Origin of the sequence: Alteromonas sp. MMG017, from assembly GCF_018100795.1 — a bacterium.
In the GTDB taxonomy this organism is placed as follows: domain Bacteria; phylum Pseudomonadota; class Gammaproteobacteria; order Enterobacterales; family Alteromonadaceae; genus Alteromonas.
Window position 1 is genome coordinate 248,848 of the sequence record NZ_JAGJDY010000006.1, and the last position, 15,836, is coordinate 264,683.

A 15,836-nucleotide genomic window follows, 5' to 3' on the forward strand; every position below is an offset into this window, starting at 1 on the left:
TCACTTATGCAAATAGGTGAGTCTCGATTCAATGGTTAAGTATTAGTATTACGTTTTACAGGGAAAATAATGAAAAACTCCATTTGGCTCAAAAGCGGTATACCTCTTATCATCATTCTGGTCGCGTTTGTTATTGCGGCAATTATGATTTCTTCACGTAAGCCGCCAGAGCAAATTCCCGTTGAAACGCAAGCCTTCCTTGTTGATGCCAAACCAATGGAATACCAACCTGTTAGCTTTGTGGTTGACTCGCAGGGCAATGTAGTGCCGCGCAACAAAACATCACTTAGCGCACAAGTAAGTGGCCGCGTAGTGAGTTTGTCCGATAAATTTATTGTTGGGGGCATGTTCCAAAAAGGGGATGTGTTAATCACCCTTGAACAAGATGACTACCGCACTGAAGTAAAGCTGGCCGAAGCCGAACTAGCGCAAGCACATGCTGCTCTTCAAGAAGAACTAGCAAGAGGCAAAGTAGCCGAGCAAGAATGGCGTTCAGTCAGCAGTGTAGTGCCGCCAGAGCTTGGCTTGCGTAAACCTCAATTAGCAAAAGAGCAGGCCAATGTTAAAGCCTCAGAGGCAAAACTAGAGCGTGCTAAACGTAATCTTGATCGTACCCAAATTAAAGCGCCGTACAATGGCATCGTGGTTGAGCGAAACATCGACTTAGGTCAATTTGTATCAGCAGGAGCCACAGTAAGCACCGTTTATTCAACTGACACCGCTGAGGTACGTTTACCTATCACCGATAAAGACTTGATGTTTGTTGATATTGGTAACCAATCAAGCAATCAATCTGATGTGACACTAAACGCCACGGTAGGCGGTAAAAATAGAACTTGGACTGGTAAGTTAGTTCGTTCTGAAGGCATTTTGGATTCAGGCAGCCGCGTGCTTTACGCCGTGGTTGAAGTTAAAGACCCTTATCAATTTAATGGTGGCGACAATGCGCCACTTCGCTTTGGCCAATTTGTTCAAGCCAAAATCGTTTCTCATCAAAAGCAAGACTTAACCGTATTGCCGCGCTCGATATTACGCCTCGATAACACAGTGCTCACTGTAAATGACAATCGTGAAATTGAAATTGTACCGGTAGACGTAGTGCGTACCACGGCAGAAGAAGCCTTCATTGGTAGTGGCTTAAACAGTGGCGCGTTAGTAGTAACCAGTGCGGTTCCGAATCCTTACAATGGCATGAAAGTAAGACTTCCAGGTGATGAGCCTGCCATGCCACCAGAAGCAGAGAACGATAAAGAGTCAGACACTGAAACAGTAGGCGTTAAAGACGATGCTACTGAAACCAGCCCTGCTTCTTCTGGGGGTAAGTAATGAGTCAAATTGATACGCAAAAAGGGTTAATCGCTTGGTTTGCGCGCAACAATGTTGCCGCAAACCTGTTGATGTGGTTGTTAATTGTTGGCGGGCTATTTGGTGCCTTTAGTATTCAAAAGCAAGTTTTCCCTAGTTTTGAAATAGACATCATTAACGTTCGCGTACCGTACTTGGGTGCTGCGCCTCAAGAAGTAGAAGAGGGCGTAATTCTCAAGATAGAAGAGTCGATTAAGAACTTAGAAGGCATTAAACAAGTCACTTCTACTGCGGTAGAGGGGATGGGTACGGTGAGCATTCAAGTTGAAGAAGATTACGATATCCAATCTTTACTTGATGAAGTGAAGGTGCAAGTTGATGCCATACCTCTTTTTCCAGCCGATACAGAAAAGCCAGTTATCTATCGCCAAAAGATTCAGCAAGATGTTATTTGGATATCTGTGTTTGGCGATGCCAGTGAACGTGAACTGAAAGAGTTTGCAAAAGACATTCGCGATGATGTTGCAAACCTTCCTGGTATTTCGAGCGTGCAAGTTGTTGGTGCCAGGGATTACGAAATTTCGGTTGAACTGTCTGAGGTCGACTTACAAAAATACAACCTGACCTTTGCCGACGCCGTAAGTCGTTTAAGTCAGTCGAGTATCGATTTACCTGGTGGTTCTATTCGAACAGAAAATGGCGATATTCTGCTTAGAACCAAAGGGCAGGCTTACACGGGTTGGGATTTCTCTCAAATAGTGTTGGTTACCAATGCTGATGGTACACGGGTAACGTTAGGCGATGTTGCTTATATAAATGATGGTTTTATTGAGAACAACCAATATGCATTATTCGATGGAAAGCCAGCGGTTAGCCTTCGTGTGCAAGCGGTGGGTGATCAAAATGCATTAGAGATATCAGAACAAGTAAACGGCTACATTGACGAGAAAAAGAATGACTTTCCAGCCCATATTTCCGCCGACACATGGGGAGATAGTTCGTTTTATCTAGCGGATAGATTAAACATGATGCTAGAAAATATGTTCTTTGGTGGTTTATTGGTGTTCTTAGTACTGTCGTTGTTTTTAAGAATAAAGCTGGCGTTCTGGGTTATTGTTGGCTTGCCTGTTTGCTTTTTGGGTACGTTATTGGTTATGCCTATCGATATGCTTGGTGTGTCTATCAACATGCTGAGCTTATTTGCCTTTATTCTGGTACTTGGAATAGTGGTGGACGATGCCATCATAATGGGGGAATCGGCCTATTCCGAAATTGATCAAAAAGGGCACAGCACCGAAAATGTCATTGCAGGTGTTAAGAAAGTGGCTATGCCAGCCACCTTTGGGGTGCTTACTACCATAGCGGCATTCTCTCCTATGCTAATGGTATCTGGTCCCTTTGGTGTCATTTGGAAAACCATTGGGCTAGTGGTGATCATTTGTTTGGTGTTTTCACTCATCGAGTCGAAGCTTATTTTGCCTGCACATTTAGTGCACATGAAACTAAAGCCTTACGACCCTGCAAAGGCCAACAAGCTGCAAAAGTTCAGAGATTTTTTCAGTGAAGGTATTAAGCGTTTTATACACAATGTTTACGCCCCATTTCTAGAAAAGACAATACGCAATCGCTACACCACGGTATCCGTTTTCTTGGCCATGCTAATTCTTACTATTGGTTTATTTGGCGGCGGCATTGTTCGATTTGTTTTCTTCCCCAGTATTCCTAGCGACTTCATGTTTGCAAGTTTTGAGCTAGAGCCCGGCTCTTCGTTAAAACAACGAGACGAAGTGCTTACGGCTTTACGTGAAGGCATGATGCGAATGGATGAAAAGGTGCGTGACGATACCGGAGAAGGTGTAATCAAACACTCTATGGCGTTTGATAACGGTGACTTGGGTGGGGAGGTGTTTGCCGAACTGACCAAAGGTGAAACTCGTACCATGGCCGATTATGAAATTCATCAGCTGTGGCGTGACGAAATGTCTGAAATACCAGGTGTTAAGACGTTCAGTATTGGCGCCCCTGGTGGCCCAGGTGGTGGTGCTGATCTTAGCTTCGAATTTAGTTCTGGTGATATTGGGTCGTTAAGAGCTGTAAGCGATGAACTAAAAAGTATCTTGTCCGGTTACGATGGCGTAACTGACATTAACGATACCTTCTCAGGTGGTAGTGAAGAGATTCAATTAGCATTGAAACCTCAAGCCGATGCATTAGGTATTACGCTACAACAACTTGGGCAGCAAGTACGTTTTGGCTTTTACGGTGCGGAAGTACAGCGTATTCAACGTGACGATGAAGAAATCAAAGTCATGGTGCGTTACCCAAGAGCAGAGCGTAGTTCAGTTGAGCATTTAGAAAATATGCGTATTCGTGCGCCAAACGGCCAAGAGATACCTTTCCAGCAAGTGGCTAGCTTTACCGTGGGCGAAGGCTTTGATTCTATCATTCGTGTAGATGGCAGCCGTTCTGTTACGGTAACTGCTGTGGTAGACAAGGCATTAATGGATCCGTCTGAAATTACAGGTGAGGTTATCGACTCTGTCATGCCTGATTTGTTAGCACGTTACCCTAAAGTTGATTTCCAGTTACAAGGCAACGCAAAAGAACAAGCTGATGCAATGATCAGTTTGGCGCAAGGCTTATTGTTTGCCTTATTTGCGATTTATGCGCTGTTGGCGATCCCTCTTAAATCTTACAGCCAACCGTTTATCATCATGTCAGTCATACCTTTCGGTGTGGTGGGTGCCATTATCGGGCACTTAGTATTAGGCATGGCGGTAAGTGTGCTGTCGATTTGCGGCATTATTGCGTTATCAGGTGTAGTGGTTAATGACAGCTTGATTATGGTGGACTTTGTTAACCGTGCCCGCCAAGAAGGGCATTCATTAATGCGCGCAGCCATTAGTGCAGGTACGCAACGTTTCCGCGCGATTATATTAACATCGTTAACTACCTTTATGGGGTTAATGCCAATAGTATTCGAGCGAAGCCTACAGGCCCAAATTGTTATTCCTATGGCCATTTCATTGGCTTTCGGCATTTTGTTTGCAACGGTTATTACCTTGCTACTAGTACCAGCCTTGTACCTAATATTGAACGACATTAAAAATGTATTCAAAGGTAGAAAGCATACTGAATCAGTGGGTTCTGCATCGATAGAGCAGCAGTAACACTGGCTAATAAATAGAAAAACTCCCGTCTAGTTCGTTAAACGGATTATAAAAACACCGCATTGGTTCGCCAATGCGGGGTTTTTGTTTGCATTTTGTACGATCACCTATATACTGTATAAATAAACAGTATATAGGTGAACGCGATGACTACAGGTGTTAAAGCAGTTGATCAACTTATTGAAAAGTTCGGAATATTATCTTCGCCAGGGCAAGATAAGTTCCAGCGATTAACGCATTTATTTGGTGGTGATAAACGAGCTGACTCGTTGCCTTTTTGTATGTATCAAAAAGTGATGGGCGCGCCTGTATCTCGTCGATTCACAATTCACCACTTTTATCTGCCCTACAAAAACTGCAAATTAGCCAGTTTCATGTTTAATGAAAAAGGCGAATTAATAGAGCAGGTTTATTTTACCAAGATGTCTCGTATGGTGAATGTTTGCCGCAAGTTGCAGCGTCTTCTTTTGGAAGAAAAGGGCGTGCATGAAAAGGCATCCCAAGGAATGCTACAGCAGGACAGGCAACAAAAAGACAGAGAATGGGCGCAGAGCGCGCAATTTGCGGCCTAATCACTTGTGTAGCTAAAGTGTAGAGCTAAGGCATCAATGACTTAAGGCAAGTGTCACTAAGTCACTAGTAACCGCCAAACGTGCTAACTGCCGAAATAAAAGATAAAGCGAAAGCCAAAACTAAAGGTAAAAGTTAATAGAGAAAAGCCTAAGGCATAAGCTAAAAATAGAAAACAAAAAAGCGAAGGGTCGTTAAAACGACACCTTCGCCTTTTTATGTTTATCATTCTTAAATGCAGTACTTGATAAGGCTAAAAATAAAAGTGCAGACCTGATCTGCACTTTCAACCTAAATCAAGGTAGTGCTTAGTAGAAAGAGTACTTCACTTCAACACCAAGAATACGTGGCTCGTTAACGATACCGGTTAGGTTGTTAAAGTCGATAGCGCCTTTAACGTTATCTTCATCGGTAATGTTACGGCCGAACAAGGCTACTGTGTAGTTATGCTCAAAGTTTTCGTAACCTATACGCAAGCCACCTTCAAAGTTGTCGTCTGTTTGGAACTCTACAGACTCATATAAGAAGATGTTAGTTTCACCTTGGAATGCCCAATCGGTAAATACGAAGAACTCGCCGTTATCGCCCATTGGCATAGTGTAGCGTGCGGTAAAGTTAAAGATTGACTCTGGTGCTTGTGGGAACGGGTTACCGTCAACAATGTAGTTACCATCATCTGCTACGGGATCAGTAATGGTACACGAACCACAACCGCCAATCGTCAATGTGTCATCTTTAATTTCTGTATGGTTGTAGCTGTAGCCAGCTGTGAACGTTAGTTCATCTGTTGCTAACCATTGAGAGTCAATTTCAAAACCATAGGCTTCGCCTTCATCGGCATTAACCAATGCAGTAAAGTTGTTACCACCGCCAATGGCTGACAATTGCATATCGTCAACTGTGTAGTAGAACGCTGCACCGTTAAGGCGAAGTGTTCCATCTAGCAAATCAGATTTAAAACCAACTTCATAAGAGTTAATAGTTTCAGCGTCAGCCACAGATGGTGAGCTTTCAAACGCTACATCGCGACCTTGAATAGTTTGAGCACGGAAACCATTTGAGTAGCGAGCGTATGCAGACATATCGTCTGTGATACGGTAATTAGCGCTAAGTTCAAAACTGGTTTGTCCATCGTCAACGTTAATTGGTTCGTAGTCTTGCACGCTAGCTGCGCCAATAACTACGGCGAAGCCATCTACGTTTTGATCGCCAACAATCAATGATTTTTCGTCATGGGTATAACGAAGACCACCGGTAATATTTAGCTTCTCGTTAACTTGGTAAGAAGTCTGGCCAAATACTGCCCATGTTCTGTTTTCATGGAAAACGGTGGTTGCACCGTAAAAACCGTCTACACTCGTTACGTTGAAAGACGCATCATAATAGAATGTGCCTAACTGCCAGTTCATTGCGTCAGTGGTGTTGCTTGATAAACGGAATTCCTGCGTATATTGCTCAAGGTCGTCTAGATTGTCTTGAGTAACGGCAGAGAATGGAATGAATCCAGGGCCTGATGTGCCATCAGCATTGTTGAAACCACCATCAATGTCACCAAGACTTGAACCGTCAGCGGTTTCCATTGCTGAGATTGATGTGAAAGTGACATCATCCATGTCGTATTCAAGTTTTAGTGAAGCGCCGAAACCGTCATATTCTTGAGGGTTATTGTCTGCACCGTTACCGTCGATATCTCCATCATAATAAATGGTATCGCGGTCGTAATTTGCGTTTAAGTTATTGCTACCAACATCAAAAACGTTAGCGCGGAAAATTGAAGCTGTGCCATCTAATTCTCTGCCGTGAACATTTAATAAAGCTGAGAAATCATCTGACGGCTCCCAAAGAAGCTGTAAACGGTATGCTTTCTCATCAAAGCCGCCAATTGCATCGTTTTCACCGGTAAAAGCATTGTCGATGTAATCATCACGCTCTTGCGATAACAATGATAAACGGGCTGATAGCTCATCAGTTAAACCGCCACTAATAGCACCTTCAAAGTTCATGGTGCCGTAAGAACCAAAACCGGCCTTAGCGTAACCTTCTAAATCTTGTGTAGGTTTTACTGTATCGAACTTAATGATACCGGCTGTCGTGTTACGTCCAAACAAGGTTCCTTGTGGGCCACGTAATACTTCAACTTGTTGAACATCAAAAAGTGGGAAGCTTTTCAGTACCACATTTTCCATTACCACTTCATCCATGATAATAGAAACAGGTTGTGAGGCAGCCAAGTCAAAGTCAGTGTTACCTAGGCCACGAATATAAAAACGGGGTGCTACGCGACCATTTGACGATTCAGCATAAAGACCAGGCACGCGAACGGCCAATGCTAGAATATCTTCACCACCTGAAAACAAGCTTTCAAATTTCTCACCACTTAGGGTCGCTACAGAAATAGGCACTTCCTGTATTGACTGGGTGCGTTTTTGAGCGGTTACGGTAATTTGTTCAAGCGCAGTTTCTTTCTTTTGTATTGTTTCTGCTTCTTGAGCAACGATAGAAGTACTGAACGCTGCACTAACTGCAAGCGCCAGTGAGGCAAGTTTATGTGTTCTCATGTGTCCACCAAGAGTTTTAAATTATACTTTTATAGTGTTTTTTGGTACAGAAAAAGCGGTCTGTACGCGGCGTGGCATTTTACACAAACTAGGTAACAAAAACTTATCTTTGTTGTAAATAATTATTTTCTTATGAACTTGGCGCGGTATTGTGAAGGTGATAAACCCGTATTTTTTTTGAAAAGCCGAGTGAAAGAACTGAGGTCTTCGTAACCCACACTATTCACAATTGATTCAAGAGGAGACATAGACGTTTCTAAAATTTTTCGTGCTTGTTCTAACCGTAAACCTTGTAAATATTGGATAGGCGTTATTGCACAGGCTTGCTTGAAACGCCTTATTAATGTGCGCTCAGTCATATTATGTTCGTGGGCAACAAGTTTCAGCGTGAGACGTTTTGTAAAATGTACTTCCAAGTAATTTTGCACGGCTAACACATCTTTATCTTGGTGAAATTTATGCTGACGACTGCTTGCATACACCGTTTGGTTAGGCCTGGAAAAGTCGAGCACATGTGACTTAGCAGTATCGCTCGCCACTTGATGACCGCAATACCGTTCTATGAGCAAAATGGCCAAATCTATCCACGCCATGCCGCCACCTGCACAAAAAATAGCATCTTGTTCAGTTACCATCTTTTCAGATTGCAAATTTACACTAGGGTATCGCGATCGAAATTTATCGGCATAGCCCCAATGGGTGGTGGCAACTTTGTTATCGAGTAATCCTGACTCTGCTAATAAAAAAGTCCCTGTGCAGTTACCCGCAATGTCTGCTCCCTGTTTTTGCAGCCGCTTAATATGCACAAGTTGATTCGCGTTTTCTTGTAAAACCGTATCAATATCGCCGCCAATAGTGGGGATCAGTAAGATGTGAGTTTCGGTGACATCTTCAATGGCAATGTTAGGGGTGAGTAGTAACTGGTTAGTACAGTGAAAAGGTTTGCCATGAAAACTCGCCAGCTGAACTTTGAATTTAGGGGTGGTGGGCTGGTTATGAATGCGCTGCCAACTGATGCCTGCAAACGCGAATACATCAAGTGCACCCGTGATGGCAGAAGCCAGCGCTTGATCAAACCCTAAAACGGTAACGACAAAAGGTGGTTTATTCATAAAAATAATACAGTTTATTAGATACGATAACTAACAGTGATTGTTGGCGTAAATGACCATGATTGTGTCATAAATGACAATAATGGCATGATAACGAATATGACACAATGCATTAACAATTTGCTCATGGACTTTATTATGGCTGATCAACTTATTCCCCGTCGGGAAATGCAATTCCAACTTTACGAAGTATTATATACACAGTCTTTGTGTGAAAAGGCCCGTTTTGAGGAACATAACGTTGAAACGTTTAATGCCGTTATTGATATGGCAGAGAAAATGGCTGAAGAGTTGTTTCTACCTCATAACGCTATCGCCGATAAAGATGAGCCAACTTTCGATGGCAAAAAAGTCACCATGATAGGTGAGGTTAAAAAAGCCTTTGATACTTATCGTGAGTCGGGCTTTATTGCAGGTCACTTCGATTACGAAGATGGCGGAATGCAGTTACCCGTTACCATTATGAATGCATGTGCGGGTTATTTCTTAGCCGCGAACCCTTCCACCACTGCGTATCCTTTTCTTACTGCTGCCGCCGCAAATGTGGTGAAGCATTTTGCCAACGAAGAAACCAAGCAAGCCTTTTTGCCTAAAATGCTCACAGGTGACTTTACCGGCACTATGGCATTAACGGAGCCTCATGCCGGTTCTGGACTAGCAGATATTCGCACTTCGGCGACCCTTAATGAAGATGGTACGTATCGCGTGAAGGGCAGTAAGCTTTATATTTCTGCCGGCGAACATGAATTATCAGACAACATTGTTCATTTGGTATTAGCGAAAATACCTGGCGGCCCTGCGGGCGTAAAAGGTATTTCGTTATTTGTTGTTCCTAAATACCGTTTAGATGAAAACGGTAACCCAGGCCCACGTAACGACGTTACGCTAGCTGGCCTAATACATAAAATGGGTTATCGCGGAACCACTTCTACCGCGCTTACGTTTGGTGAGAACGGTGATTGTCATGGTTACCTAGTGGGTGAGCCGCACCAAGGCTTGCGTTATATGTTTATGATGATGAACGAGGCGCGTATTGGTGTCGGTTACGGTGCTGCTATGATTGGTTATCGCGGCTATCGCTATTCTCTTGAGTATGCAAAAGACAGAACCCAAGGCCGTGCAGCGCCCAAATTAGCCCCAGAAGATGAGGCTACGCCAATTATTAACCATGGTGACGTGCGTCGCATGTTGCTAGCGCAAAAGTCGTACTGTGAAGGCGGCATGGCACTATGTTTATACGGCAGTACCTTAATTGATGCGTTAGAAACGGAAGAAGACACCGCGAAACGTACCGAAATTTCCCAGTTACTCGAGCTACTTACCCCAGTATTTAAAGCGTGGCCTTCTGAATTTGGCCCTAAAGCTAACGACTTAGCCATTCAAATTCTAGGTGGCGCAGGCTATACCCGTGAATACCCCGTAGAACAGTGCTGGCGTGATAACCGTTTGAACCCTATTCATGAAGGAACAAACGGTATTCAAGCGTTGGATTTGCTAGGCCGTAAATTATGGCAAAGCGAAGGAAAAGGGCTTCAAGTATTACTGGCCCGTGTTTCTCACGACATGAAAGCGGCTACCACACCGCGAGCTCAACAGTTAGCGGCGAAACTTAAACCTTATCTTGACCAACTTGGCGGGCTCATTCAGCAAGCGGCTGGTGACTTACGCTCAGACAAACAAGCCGTGTTACTGACCAACGCAAGCTGCTTTTTGAATATATTCTCTGCTTGCGTAGTGAGTTGGATATGGTTACGCCAGGCGAATGTTGCCGAGCAAGCATTGGTTAACGGCGCAAGTGGTCAAGACAGCGATTTCTATGAAGGAAAAATGGCAGCCGCTGAATACTTCCTTAATTGGGAATTACCGTTAGTAAAACGCGATATAGAAGTCATTACGTCACAAGAACCAACCTGTGAAAATGTGAAAGCCAGTTATTTCTAATAACGGCTTAAAGGACATAACAATGACAAATCAACAACGGCAAATAGCATCAAACATTAAGGTAGGGCAATAGCAATGGTGGCATCAAACGTAGAAGGGAAACATATCCTTATTACCGGTGGCGGTTCAGGTATTGGCGCGGCTTCGGCCAAAACCTTGTGTGAGCGCGGGGCATTGGTCGGTGTTGCCGATTTGAATATAGATGCTGCTGAAGCTTTAGTGCATGAGCTCAAAGAAACGGGCGGTAATGCCTATGCAGTAAAGGTGGATGTGACCGAGCCTGCAGAAGTGAATGCCATGTTTGAAGCGGCGTTTTCACAGCAAGCTAAGCTCGATGTAATCATCAATAACGCAGGTATAGACCATTTTCCAGCCCCCCTTACTGAAGTAGACGATGCCATGTTCATGAAGAACATTCAGGTGAATCTTGCGGGCGTGTGGTATTGCATGAAAAATGCGCTTAAACATATGACGGTCAATGGTGGTGGTCATATCATCAACATTGGGTCGGTGGCGGGCTTGCGCTCAGCGCCTATGATCAGTGCTTATAGTGCATCTAAACACGGTGTTATTGGCCTAACTAAATCGGCAGCGGTGGAATATGCCCGTGCGAATATTCGCATTAATGCGGTATGCCCAAGCTTTGTTGATACGCCGATGGTGCAGGGCGTGTTGTCTAAATTAGACGAGCGCGGCCAAAAAGCTATGGTGGGTGCAAACCCCATGAAGCGTCTAGGTAAACCTGAAGAAATAGCGAATGCGATAGCATGGTTGTGTAGTGACGAGTCTTCATTCATGACAGGGCAATCGGTAGTACTTGATGGCGGCATGCTGGCCTAATCACTCAATTTCTTTCGTTGGATAAAATTATTGCGTTTGAAAAAAAGCGTGACAGATTTAAAAAGGGAAAACTATTATGAAAAACTTATTCGATTTAACTGGCAAGGTTGCGTTAGTAACAGGTGCTAGCCGCGGTATTGGTGAATCAATCGCTCGCTTGTTGGCGCAATATGGCGCACACGTTATCGTTTCTAGTCGTAAAATTGATGGCTGTGAAGCGGTTGCCTCGTCAATTCGCGATGCAGGTGGTAAAGCAACAGCACTTGCATGCCATGTTGGCGATATGGAGCAAATTACGAACGCATTTGCTGCGATTAAAAGCGACTTCGGTAAGCTAGATATTTTAGTAAACAATGCCGCAGCTAACCCGTACTTTGGCCATATCCTAGATACCGATTTAGGCGCTTACGATAAGACTGTAGATGTGAACATTCGTGGTTACTTCTTTATGTCTATTGAAGCGGGCAAAATGATGAAAGAGCAGGGCGGCGGTGTCATTCTTAATACGGCATCAGTAAATGGAGTAACACCTGGCGACATGCAGGGTATCTACTCTATTACGAAAGCCGCGGTTATTAGCATGACGAAATCGTTCGCAAAAGAGTGCGGTAGTTTGAATATTCGCGTTAACGCGTTACTACCGGGCTTGACTGATACCAAGTTTGCTTCTGCACTGACTTCAAACGATCAAATTTTGAAACATGCGCTTAAAGTGATCCCACTAGGCCGTGTTGCCGATCCTGACGAAATGGCAGGTACGGTATTGTACTTAGTGTCTGACGCATCTAGCTACACCACAGGCACGACAGTGGTGGTTGATGGTGGTATGCTAGCGTAAAAACGCTAACGAGATTTTACCATGCATATATGGGTTGACGCAGATGCGTGTCCCAGTGTGATTAAAGACATTCTATTTAAGGCAGCCCGACGTACCGGCCTGCCTTTGTCTTTAGTTGCCAATCATTCTATGTCTGTTCCACCAGATAAACACATTACCCTTACGATCGTGCCGTCTGGCTTTGATGCCGCAGATGATTATATTGTTGAAAAGATAGAAGCCGGTGATCTAGTGATAACTGGAGATATTCCTTTGGCGGCCGATATTTTGGCTAAGAATGCCAAAGCTATGAATACCCGAGGCGATGAGTACGACAAGTCGTCCATCCGCGCCGCGCTTACCATGCGAGATTTTATGGATACCATGCGTTCAAGCGGTGAGCATACGGGGGGGCCTAAAGCGTTCTCTCAGCGTGATAAACAGAACTTCGCCAATGCGTTAGATAGAATGATTACCGCAGGCACGCGCTAACGATAAGTTAGGCATAGCGTTAATAAGTACTTTGAAACAAAAAGGGCTGCGTTTTCACGCAGCCCTTTTGCATTTATGAGGTAAAGCTTACAGTACTGACTCTTATAATACCGAGTTCTTATAATACTGAAACTAAGGCTTTCGCTAGTGTTTCAACGTTCTCTGAGTTAATACCCGCAATGTTCACGCGGCTAGAGTCAACGAAGTAAACACTGTGCTTTTCACGCACTTCACGTACTTGCTCTGGAGTAATACATAAGAACGAGAACATGCCTTTCTGATCGTTTACGAAGCTGAAATCTTTGGGCGAACCATTGTCGTGTAGATTCTTAACCAGCATGGCACGTAGAGACTTCATGCGGTTACGCATTTCGTCTACTTCATTTACCCATTCTTGGTTAAGCGATTCGTCAGACAAGATAATATCAACCAAGGCACCGCCGTAGCTAGGTGGCATAGAATAAATACCACGAGCAATAGATTGAATTTGGCCTTGAGCAATCTTGCGAGTGTTAGTATCAGCAGTAATGATGGCAGCAAGACCAACACGCTCACGGTATAAACCGAAGTTTTTAGAGCACGATGCCGCAACAATTACTTCTGGTAGGTTTTCTACCAATAGACGAAGGCCATATGCATCTTCATCTAAGCCTTCACCGAAACCTAAGTAAGCAACGTCAATGAAAGGTAGGAACTCACGCTCTTTAGCAACCGCGAGTACTTCGTCCCACTGTGCATTCGTTAAATCTGCACCCGTTGGGTTGTGGCAGCAACCGTGAAGTAACACGATATCGCCTTTTTCAACACCGCGAAGGGTATCCATCATGGCATCGAAGCGAATGCTAGCTGACGCTTTATCGAAGTACGGGTAGGTTTCAATTTTAAGACCAGCCGATCCAATTAATGGAATGTGGTTAGCCCATGTTGGGTCGCTTACCCATACTTTAGCGTTCTCGTTACAACGAACCAGTAATTCTGAAAGAATGCGAAGTGCACCGCAACCACCTGGCGCTTGAACCGCGGCAACGCGGTCAGCAAGCAATACAGGGCTGCTCTTGCCTAAAAGCAAAGTAAGCATGTTGTCGATGTAACCCTGATTACCTTGCGGCGTAATATAGGTTTTGCTGGTTTCACGTTCTAACAACAGTTGTTGCGCTTTCGCTACGCTAGTAAGAATAGGGGTATTACCTTGCTCATCTTTATAAACACCGACACCTAGGTCGATTTTATGAGAATTTAAATCTTCACGATAAGCAGCTGACAAACCAAGTATTGGGTCTGGGGCGAGATGGGGTAATACTTCAAACACGATATTTCCTCGTTGCAATGCAAAAAATAGCAGGCACGCATTATGCCACCGATGGTAGAAAAAACGACCCTTTATAGTAGAAAATATGTCATTAAATCGGTATTTGAGGTGTAAAACGAAATACACATCACAAAAATCCGTGTCAGTTAATACGCTTCATACGCGCTTTCACTTGCACCCAAGTGTGTAGTGGCGGGCAGAATACTACCTAACCAATGGTAAAATGTTGGTTACCTACCACGTCACCGCGCGCATTAAAGGTACGTTCATACCAATGTATTTGCTGCTGGCTATCGACAAGAAGCAGGGTAGAAGTACGAGTACCATATTCTGGTGATTGGATAAAAATAGACGACAAACGTTTTTCCCATTCATACCCAATGCCTGTATTGGGCAGTGCATGATCAGATGCTTTATCTTCGTCTTTTAAAATCGCGAAAAGTGCCTCAGTATCAAGCTGATTATTTTGGCTCACGTAATCGGTTAACGACGCTATTCCCTTGGTGACTTTTGGCCAAGGTGTCGTTAAGTTCGCATTGGATAATCCATAAACACCCTGGGTTAACCTAGCGTGGGTGTCTTCGAAGTTGTTGTATACCGCGAGTGATTTTACATCGCCATAAACCAGATTGTAGCCATTATATTGGTCTCGATTTGCACGTAATGCTTTAAGGTAGGTGGGCTGGTTCATTGCCTCATCGACAAGCCAATCTGCTACTAACCCGCCGCGAGAAATAGCATCAGTTTTAATCGTTTCTGGGGCTCTTATATTGGTTAACGCGGCCACTTTTCCGTTACGCGTAACGCCCATCCATGTGCCACTTGCTTGCAAATCACGGCCTGCAAGCACATGTGAGTAATTTTCCCAAAACCCAGACGCAGCAGTGGGTCTAGCGTGAAATTCATCTCTATTTGCTGCAATAACTAAAGGGAATTTCTGACTTTGGTCTACTGCAATAAACAATATGCACATATACACATTTACTCGCTGACTGTTGTGAATAATGAACACTGTAACCGCATTCAATCTCACGTAAAGGTGGTGGATTGCCGCTAACTTTTTTATGCTTACCCGCTAAAACGTAGTAAGTAGTAAGAGAATAACAAGAATGAAAAAAACGATTCATCATCAGTTAGTGGGCAATAAGTTACCACGCAAATGGCCGCATTGGCTAAGCGCCTGCGGCAGTTTTATTTTAACTAAACGTGGCTGGCGAGTAGAAGGCGAACTTATTAACGATAGAAAAGTGATATTAGCGGTAGCGCCACACACCTCAAACTGGGATTTTTTTATTGGCATACTGGTGGTATTTGCACTTCGCATTAACATTAACTTTTTTGGCAAGCACACTATTTTCACGCCCCCTTTAGGTTATATCGTTAGGAAGCTTGGCGGCATACCCATTGAGCGGAGTAAAGCACATGGGGTAGTGAATAATATCGTACGTCAGATACAACAAAGCGAAGAAGTGGTATTGGCCTTGGCTCCCGAAGGAACACGAAAAGCCGTATTCCCTTGGAAAACCGGTTTTATGTACATTGCTAAAGAGGCCAATATTCCCATTCAGCTGCTAGGGCTTGATTACGCCACGAAAACCGTTGTACTTGGCCCAATTATTGACCAAATCGACGATATTGAAGAACAAATGCAAACTATTTATGCGTTTTATGCTAACGTTTGCGCCCATTATCCAAAAAACTGTATAACCAGCTAACGTAACG

12 protein-coding genes are annotated in these 15,836 nt (G+C 43.9%); 8 read left to right on the forward strand and 4 right to left on the reverse strand.

Annotation, left to right across the window (positions count from 1 at the left end; all coding sequences use genetic code 11):
- Positions 1–69 precede the first annotated feature (69 nt).
- The 3 genes from J8L84_RS11620 to J8L84_RS11630 all read left to right on the forward strand — a co-directional run bounded on the left by J8L84_RS11620 (position 70) and on the right by J8L84_RS11630 (position 5,047).
- Entirely contained in the window at positions 70–1,326 is a 1,257-nt protein-coding gene (locus tag J8L84_RS11620; protein ID WP_211070830.1) for an efflux RND transporter periplasmic adaptor subunit, read from the forward strand.
- Complete coding sequence (locus J8L84_RS11625) at positions 1,326–4,475, forward strand: efflux RND transporter permease subunit (RefSeq protein ID WP_211070831.1); 3,150 nt, start codon at positions 1,326–1,328, stop codon at positions 4,473–4,475. The genes J8L84_RS11620 and J8L84_RS11625 overlap by 1 nt, the downstream gene beginning before the upstream one ends.
- Positions 4,476–4,621: 146 nt before the next feature.
- The gene (locus J8L84_RS11630; RefSeq protein WP_211070832.1) at positions 4,622–5,047 is read left to right on the forward strand and encodes a hypothetical protein; all 426 of its coding nucleotides are present in this window, start codon (positions 4,622–4,624) and stop codon (positions 5,045–5,047) included.
- Between the two features lie 306 nt (positions 5,048–5,353).
- Here the strand turns inward: J8L84_RS11630 and J8L84_RS11635 are convergent, their stop codons facing one another.
- Both J8L84_RS11635 and J8L84_RS11640 read right to left on the reverse strand, forming a co-directional pair.
- The gene (locus tag J8L84_RS11635; protein ID WP_211070833.1) at positions 5,354–7,603 is read right to left on the reverse strand and encodes a TonB-dependent receptor; all 2,250 of its coding nucleotides are present in this window, start codon (positions 7,601–7,603) and stop codon (positions 5,354–5,356) included.
- 122 nt (positions 7,604–7,725) lie between these two features.
- On the reverse strand, positions 7,726–8,715 hold the full coding sequence (locus J8L84_RS11640; protein WP_211070834.1) for a helix-turn-helix domain-containing protein: 990 nt from the start codon (positions 8,713–8,715) through the stop codon (positions 7,726–7,728).
- A 138-nt stretch (positions 8,716–8,853) separates the two neighbouring features.
- Here J8L84_RS11640 and J8L84_RS11645 point away from each other — a divergent pair, with 138 nt between their 5' ends.
- From J8L84_RS11645 to J8L84_RS11660, 4 genes are all read left to right on the forward strand, one after another.
- Positions 8,854–10,656 carry an acyl-CoA dehydrogenase gene (locus J8L84_RS11645; protein WP_211070835.1) on the forward strand — a complete coding sequence of 601 codons (1,803 nt, stop codon included), beginning with the start codon at positions 8,854–8,856 and terminating at the stop codon, positions 10,654–10,656.
- A 75-nt stretch (positions 10,657–10,731) separates the two neighbouring features.
- Positions 10,732–11,496: an SDR family NAD(P)-dependent oxidoreductase gene (locus J8L84_RS11650; protein WP_211070836.1), complete on the forward strand. Its 765-nt coding sequence runs from the start codon at positions 10,732–10,734 to the stop codon at positions 11,494–11,496.
- Between the two features lie 76 nt (positions 11,497–11,572).
- Positions 11,573–12,334: an SDR family oxidoreductase gene (locus J8L84_RS11655; RefSeq protein ID WP_057792096.1), complete on the forward strand. Its 762-nt coding sequence runs from the start codon at positions 11,573–11,575 to the stop codon at positions 12,332–12,334.
- Between the two features lie 21 nt (positions 12,335–12,355).
- Positions 12,356–12,805: a YaiI/YqxD family protein gene (locus J8L84_RS11660; RefSeq protein WP_013784278.1), complete on the forward strand. Its 450-nt coding sequence runs from the start codon at positions 12,356–12,358 to the stop codon at positions 12,803–12,805.
- 118 nt (positions 12,806–12,923) lie between these two features.
- Here the strand turns inward: J8L84_RS11660 and J8L84_RS11665 are convergent, their stop codons facing one another.
- Together J8L84_RS11665 and J8L84_RS11670 are read right to left on the reverse strand one after the other, a co-directional pair.
- Positions 12,924–14,114: an amino acid aminotransferase gene (locus J8L84_RS11665; protein ID WP_211070837.1), complete on the reverse strand. Its 1,191-nt coding sequence runs from the start codon at positions 14,112–14,114 to the stop codon at positions 12,924–12,926.
- Positions 14,115–14,322: 208 nt separating this feature from the next.
- A complete protein-coding gene (locus J8L84_RS11670; RefSeq protein ID WP_211070893.1) occupies positions 14,323–15,087 on the reverse strand; it encodes an NRDE family protein in 765 nt (254 codons plus the stop codon).
- A 136-nt stretch (positions 15,088–15,223) separates the two neighbouring features.
- Between J8L84_RS11670 and J8L84_RS11675 the strand changes: the two genes are divergently transcribed.
- Positions 15,224–15,829, forward strand: a complete 606-nt coding sequence (locus J8L84_RS11675; RefSeq protein ID WP_211070838.1) for a 1-acyl-sn-glycerol-3-phosphate acyltransferase — start codon at positions 15,224–15,226, stop codon at positions 15,827–15,829.
- Positions 15,830–15,836: the final 7 nt, after the last annotated feature.

Coding starts and splice junctions, on each gene's coding strand:
- J8L84_RS11645 (WP_211070835.1), top strand. CDS start 8,854: ATGGCTGATCAACTTATTCCCCGTCGGGAAATGCAATTCCAACTTTAC.
- J8L84_RS11675 (WP_211070838.1), top strand. CDS start 15,224: ATGAAAAAAACGATTCATCATCAGTTAGTGGGCAATAAGTTACCACGC.
- J8L84_RS11670 (WP_211070893.1), bottom strand. CDS start 15,087: ATGTGCATATTGTTTATTGCAGTAGACCAAAGTCAGAAATTCCCTTTA.
- J8L84_RS11620 (WP_211070830.1), top strand. CDS start 70: ATGAAAAACTCCATTTGGCTCAAAAGCGGTATACCTCTTATCATCATT.
- J8L84_RS11630 (WP_211070832.1), top strand. CDS start 4,622: ATGACTACAGGTGTTAAAGCAGTTGATCAACTTATTGAAAAGTTCGGA.
- J8L84_RS11625 (WP_211070831.1), top strand. CDS start 1,326: ATGAGTCAAATTGATACGCAAAAAGGGTTAATCGCTTGGTTTGCGCGC.
- J8L84_RS11640 (WP_211070834.1), bottom strand. CDS start 8,715: ATGAATAAACCACCTTTTGTCGTTACCGTTTTAGGGTTTGATCAAGCG.
- J8L84_RS11655 (WP_057792096.1), top strand. CDS start 11,573: ATGAAAAACTTATTCGATTTAACTGGCAAGGTTGCGTTAGTAACAGGT.
- J8L84_RS11635 (WP_211070833.1), bottom strand. CDS start 7,603: ATGAGAACACATAAACTTGCCTCACTGGCGCTTGCAGTTAGTGCAGCG.
- J8L84_RS11660 (WP_013784278.1), top strand. CDS start 12,356: ATGCATATATGGGTTGACGCAGATGCGTGTCCCAGTGTGATTAAAGAC.
- J8L84_RS11650 (WP_211070836.1), top strand. CDS start 10,732: ATGGTGGCATCAAACGTAGAAGGGAAACATATCCTTATTACCGGTGGC.